3 protein-coding genes and 1 pseudogene are annotated in these 3,581 nt (G+C 71.2%); 1 reads left to right on the top strand and 3 read right to left on the bottom strand.

Features of this window, described 5'->3' with window-relative positions; all coding sequences use genetic code 11:
- The 3 genes and pseudogenes from H5J33_RS27545 to H5J33_RS27535 all read right to left on the bottom strand — a co-directional run.
- Positions 1-592: pseudogene (locus H5J33_RS27545) on the bottom strand (adenosine kinase); the annotation flags it as partial.
- Positions 589-1,071, bottom strand: a complete 483-nt coding sequence (locus H5J33_RS27540; RefSeq protein ID WP_181797540.1) for an Appr-1-p processing protein — start codon at positions 1,069-1,071, stop codon at positions 589-591. The gene H5J33_RS27540 and the pseudogene H5J33_RS27545, both read right to left, overlap by 4 nt.
- A gap of 42 nt (positions 1,072-1,113) precedes the next feature.
- The gene (locus H5J33_RS27535) at positions 1,114-2,580 is read right to left on the bottom strand and encodes an amino acid permease (RefSeq protein WP_181797539.1); all 1,467 of its coding nucleotides are present in this window, start codon (positions 2,578-2,580) and stop codon (positions 1,114-1,116) included.
- 221 nt (positions 2,581-2,801) lie between these two features.
- Here H5J33_RS27535 and H5J33_RS27530 point away from each other — a divergent pair, with 221 nt between their 5' ends.
- Entirely contained in the window at positions 2,802-3,560 is a 759-nt protein-coding gene (locus H5J33_RS27530) for a MerR family transcriptional regulator (protein ID WP_181797538.1), read from the top strand.
- Positions 3,561-3,581: the final 21 nt, after the last annotated feature.

Genomic DNA, 3,581 nt, shown 5'->3' with positions numbered 1-3,581 from the left:
CGGGGTCGGCGAGGGCGGCGGCCGACAGGAAGACGACGTCGGCCGCGTGGGCGAACGCCTCGTGGTACGGGTTCTCGCCGTCCCAGTCGTGCAGGTCCGTGGAGAGCGGCACGCCGGTCTCCCGGAGCACGGGCAGGGCGTGGGCGCCCGGCTGGGTGATGGTCACGTGCACATGCCGGCTCGCGGCGGCCAGCGCCCGCAGCGTGGCCTCGGGAAAGCGGTCGTCGGGGTGGCCGCGGGTGGTGTCGTACAGCGACAGGCGGCGGCCGTCCGGGCCGACGAGATTGACCGCCCGCTTGGTCCCGGCCGGCTGCGGCAGCGCGGTGAGGGCGATCCCGTGCTCGGAGTGCAGGGCGCGGACGAGGTCGCCCTCGGGGTCGTCGCCGAGGTAGTCGAGATGGTGGGTGCGCAGACCCAGCGCGGCGAGCCCCAGGGCGACGAAGTCACCGGTCTGCCCGGCGCGGGTACGGATCCCCGAGTCGATCATGTAACTGTCGGCGTACGGCAGCGGCAGCTCGGGGACCCGGACGATCGTGTCCACCCCGGCCCCGCCCAGCACCAGCACATCGCCCGCGCGCTCCGCTGTGGTCATGCCCCGCCCTCCCCGTGGTCGTACACCGTCACGGCGATCCCCCGCGCCGCCAGCCGGCCGGCGATGAGCGGCTCCACATGGGTCCACTTCCCGCCCGCCAGGCCGCAGCCTATCCGGGGCATGTGCACGGACGCACCGAGCCGGACCGCCTCGTCGGCGAGGCGGGCGAGGGCGGTGTCGATGGCCTCGTAACGGACGGGCACGCCCTTACTGCCCTTCCCGATCCCCCGCCGGCCGACCATGTCGGCCACCCGCACCGAGGGCTCGACGCGGACCAGCTGGGCCGCGCCCAGGCCGAAGTCGTCGTGCGCGCGGTCGCGGTGCCAGGCCCGGTAGGCGGCCTCCGGCTCCGGCCGGCGGCGCGACAGCGCCAGGACGAAGCCCCTCCCCCAGCCGCCGATGTCGTTGCAGACATGGGCGATCACCTTGGCGCCCTCGGCCGACGGAACGGTGGCGTCACCCCGCGTGATCTCCGACATGACGCCACCGTAGGCGCTGCCACTGACAGTGGCGCCGGTCCGCTACTCCGGCAGCTCCGCCGAGGCCTGGGCGGCGTCCTTGGCCACCTGACGGCGGATGCCGAACCAGCCGGCGACCAGCATCACGGCGATCACCGGGATCAGCATGAGGGTCTTGCGGCCGACCTCCTCGTCGTTCCACATCATGCCGAGGCAGACCAGCAGGAACACGATGGTGGCGATCTCGGTGACCGGGCTGAACTTCAGCTGGAAGTGCGGCCGGGTGACCAGGCCCGCGCGGGCGCGGCGCACGAAGATCACGTGACAGATCATGATGATCACCCAGGTGCTGATGATGCCGAGCGAGGCGACGTTCAGCACGATCTCGAAGGCCTTGCTGGGCACCAGGTAGTTCAGGACGACGCCGAGCACACAGACCGCGCAGGTCAGCAGGATGCCGCCGTAGGGCACCTGGCTGCGGCTCATCACACGGGTGAACTTCGGCGCCGAGCCGGCCATGGCCATCGAGCGCAGGATGCGGCCGGTGGAGTACAGGCCGGAGTTCAGCGAGGACATGGCCGCGGTCAGCACGACCAGGTTCATCACGTCGCCGGCCGCCGGGACGCCGATCTTGGACAGCACGGTCACGAACGGGCTCTGGTCGGCGGAGTACACCGAGCCGGGCAGCAGCAGGGCGAGCAGTACGACCGAGCCGACGTAGAACAGGCCCACCCGCCACATGATCGAGTTCACCGCGCGCGGGACGACCTTCTCGGGCTCGGCGGTCTCGCCGGCGGCCACGCCGACCAGCTCCAGCGCGGCGTAGGCGAAGATCACGCCCTGCATGACCAGGACGACCGGCATCAGACCGTGAGGGAAGACACCGCCGTGGTCGGTGATGACGCTGAGACCGGGCTTGCTGCCGTCTACATCGTGCTGGGTGGCCAGCAGGAAGATGCCGATCAGCATGAAGCCCACGAGGGTGGCGACCTTGATGATCGCGAACCAGAACTCCATCTCGCCGAAGATCTTCACCGAGATCAGGTTCACGGTGAGCACGACGGCGAGGGCGATCAGCGCCAGCACCCACTGGGGGATGGAGGTGAACATGCTCCAGTAGTGCGTGTAGAGCGCGATCGCGGTGATGTCCGCGATGCCGGTGGTCGACCAGTTCAGGAAGTACATCCAGCCGGCGACATAGGCGCCCTTCTCGCCGAGGAACTCGCGCGCGTACGACACGAAGGACCCGGAGGACGGGCGGTAGAGGACCAGCTCGCCCAGGGCCCGCACGACGAAGAACGCGAAGACACCGCAGACCAGGTAGGCCAGGGCGAGCGCCGGACCGGCGTTGTGCAGGCGGCCGCCGGCGCCCAGGAAGAGGCCGGTGCCGATGGCGCCGCCGATGGCGATCATGTTGACGTGGCGGGCCTTGAGGTCCTTGCTGTATCCGGCGTCGCCCGCGTCCGCGGGCGCTGCGGCCACCTGGGGGTGGGGGGTGGCCTGTGCCGATTCCACGGCTTCCTTGCTCACGGGGTGGTTTCACTTCCTGGTGCGCCCGGACCTCGTGGATCCGGGGTTCGTGCAGGTCTTGGCCCGCACCACCCTTTGTCGCGGCACAGACCAAGGCAGCAGCTTCTCAGACGCGACGGCCGGCAAGCGGTGGTCCACGTCACAGAGCGGCACTTCTCACACCGCCCGCACGGGTTCCCCGCGGGTTTCACACCAATGGTGAGACAGCGATACTGCTGTACATGACGACCGACACCGGGGAGCCCACCCTGACGATCGACGAGCTGGCCGCGCGGGCGGGCGTCACGGTCCGCACGGTCCGCTTCTACGGCACCAAGGGGCTGCTGCCGCCGCCGGTGATCGGTCCGCGCCGGGTGGGCCACTACGGCCGCGAGCATCTGGCGCGGCTGGCGCTGATCGAGGAGATGCAGCACCAGGGCATGAGCCTGGCCGCGATCGAGCGGCACCTGCGGCAGCTGCCGGCCGATCTGGGCCCGCACGACCTGGAGATCCACCGGGCGGTGGTCGCCTCCTGGGCGCCGGACACCGTGGAGACCGTCTCCCGCCCGGAGCTGGAGCGGCGGGCGGGACGGCGGCTGACCGGGGAGGACCTGGACCGGCTGGCCGCGATGAACGTGGTGACACGGGACGACGGGGAGCGGGACGGGGAGTCGTCCTTCCGCGTGGACTGCGGCCTGCTGCGGCTCGCGGTGCGGCTGCTGGACGTGCCGCTGGCGCAGGAGACGATCCTGGCCGCGCGGACCGTGCTGACCGGCCACGCGCGGGCGGCGGCGCACGAGCTGTCGGACCTGCTGCGCGAGGCGGTGGCCGAACGCGACACACGGGACGTGAAGTCCTTGTCGGCCCATATGCACCCGCTCGTGGTCCAGGCACTGCTGACCACCTTCCAGCGGTCGCTGCGGGAGGAACTGCGCCAGTGGCTGGACGCAGCGGACGCCCCGGAACGCTCGGCGGACGCGGACGGCGGGGGACGGCCCTGACGGAGTCGACGCCGGACGGGT

The organism is Streptomyces sp. WELS2 (assembly GCF_013870595.1).
Lineage (GTDB): Bacteria > Actinomycetota > Actinomycetes > Streptomycetales > Streptomycetaceae > Streptomyces.
The sequence above is the reverse complement of the archived record's forward strand: the minus strand, read 5'-3'. Positions and strand labels throughout refer to the sequence as shown.